Origin of the sequence: Streptococcus sp. 1055 (genome assembly GCF_013276815.1) — a bacterium.
In the GTDB taxonomy this organism is placed as follows: domain Bacteria; phylum Bacillota; class Bacilli; order Lactobacillales; family Streptococcaceae; genus Streptococcus; species Streptococcus pseudopneumoniae.
The window spans coordinates 1-1349 of the sequence record NZ_VMLT01000181.1; the positions used below are offsets into that span (position 1 = coordinate 1).

General features: G+C 38.5%; 2 protein-coding genes. Both read left to right on the forward strand.

The features are described from left to right. The first annotated feature begins 160 nt into the window (after positions 1 to 160). The gene (locus HT699_RS11510; RefSeq protein WP_000665420.1) at positions 161 to 481 is read left to right on the forward strand and encodes a PadR family transcriptional regulator; all 321 of its coding nucleotides are present in this window, start codon (positions 161 to 163) and stop codon (positions 479 to 481) included. A gap of 3 nt (positions 482 to 484) precedes the next feature. Further along, positions 485 to 1300 carry a hypothetical protein gene (locus tag HT699_RS11515; RefSeq protein ID WP_172934394.1) on the forward strand — a complete coding sequence of 272 codons (816 nt, stop codon included), beginning with the start codon at positions 485 to 487 and terminating at the stop codon, positions 1298 to 1300. Positions 1301 to 1349 lie beyond the last annotated feature (49 nt).

Genomic DNA, 1349 nt, shown 5'->3' on the forward strand with positions numbered 1-1349 from the left:
ACGAAGTCAGTAACCATACATACGGTAGGGCGACGATGACGTGGTTTGAAGAGATTTTCGAAGAGTATTAACTATTATGCTTTACAAACTAGTGTAGAAGTGATATACTATAGGTGAAGTTACTAGTAGGTATTACAAAATAGATTAGAAGGGAGAAGTGATGAAAGAAACTCAGCTATTAAAAGGTGTTCTTGAAGGTTGTGTCTTGGATATGATTGGTCAAAAAGAGCGGTATGGTTATGAGTTGGTTCAGACTTTGCGAGAGGCTGGATTTGATACTATCGTTCCAGGAACTATTTATCCTTTGTTGCAAAAGTTAGAAAAAAATCAATGGATAAGAGGCGACATGCGCCCGTCGCCAGATGGTCCAGATCGGAAGTATTTTTCATTAATGAAAGAAGGAGAAGAGCGTGTCTCGGTCTTTTGGCAACAATGGGACGATTTGAGTCAAAAAGTAGAAGGGATTAAGAATGGGGGTTAAACCATGAAGAAAATGAAGTATTATGAAGAAACAAACAATTTGTTGCATGAGTTTTCTGAGGACAATCAGCAGTATTTTGAGGAGTTGTGGGAAAGTTTTAATCTTGCTGGATTTCTCTATGATGAAGACTATCTCAGAGAGCAGATTTATTTGATGATGTTAGATTTTTCAGAAGCAGAACGAGATGGCATGAGTGCAGAGGATTATTTAGGTAAGAATCCTAAAAAATTAATGAAAGAGATGCTCAAGGAAGCACCACGTAGTTCGGTCAAAGAGTCCTTTTTAACACCAATTCTTGTCCTGGCGGTATTACATTACTATCAACTACTAGGCGATTTTTCTAAAGGTCCTCTCTTAACAGTCAATTTGCTCACGTTTTTAGGGCAACTTCTTCTTTTTCTAGTTGGCTTTGGGCTTGTGACTACAATCTTACGTTGGAGCTTAGTCCAAGATTCTTCTAAAATGAAAATTGGCACCTATATTGTCGTTGGGATTCTTGTTCTGCTAGTTGTTCTGGGATATGTAGGAATAGGAAGTTTTGTACAAGAAGGAGCCTTTTATCTTCCTGCTCCCTGGGACAGTTTCCTTGTCTTTACGCTTTCTCTAGTCATCAGTATTTGGAATTGGAAAGAAGCGGTCTTTCGTCCCTTTGTCAGTATGATTGTTGCCCATCTTGTGGTGGGTTCTCTGCTCCGTTATTATGAGTGGATGGGCATTTCAAATGTTTTCCTCACAAAGATTATTCCTTTAGCTGTCCTCTTTATTGGAATCTTTGTCTTGTTCCGTGGGTTTAAGAAGATAAAATGGAGTGAAATATAGTCAAAAAGCCGTTGCAAAGCGGTTTTTTGTTATAATCCCATCTTTGACA

Coding starts and splice junctions, on each gene's coding strand:
- HT699_RS11510 (WP_000665420.1), top strand. CDS start 161: ATGAAAGAAACTCAGCTATTAAAAGGTGTTCTTGAAGGTTGTGTCTTG.
- HT699_RS11515 (WP_172934394.1), top strand. CDS start 485: ATGAAGAAAATGAAGTATTATGAAGAAACAAACAATTTGTTGCATGAG.